At 69.2% G+C, this 263-nt stretch carries 1 pseudogene; it reads left to right on the top strand.

The features are described 5' to 3' along the window. Positions 1-263, top strand: a pseudogene (locus tag KVT44_RS56235) (TetR/AcrR family transcriptional regulator); the annotation flags it as partial.

The raw sequence follows: 263 nt of genomic DNA, 5'->3' as shown, positions 1-263 counted from the left end.
ACGTCACGGGCAAGGACGAACTCCTCAACGCCGCCACCGACGCCGTCATCGCCACCACCACGACCACCGACACCACCGGTACCGCCGCTACAACGCCGCAGGAAGCGATCCGCACCCTCGCACTCGGCGTGTTCGACGCGATCGACGCCCACCCCTGGATCGGCACACAACTCGCCCGCGCCCCCGCCCAGTCACCCATCCTGCGGGTCTTCGAACACCTCGGACGCCACATCCAAACCCTCGGCGTACCCCACCCCGCCCAG

The sequence above is a fragment of the Streptomyces sp. GbtcB7 genome (assembly GCF_019091445.1).
In the GTDB taxonomy this organism is placed as follows: domain Bacteria; phylum Actinomycetota; class Actinomycetes; order Streptomycetales; family Streptomycetaceae; genus Streptomyces; species Streptomyces mirabilis.
This window is presented reverse-complemented; position numbering and strand designations above follow the sequence as displayed.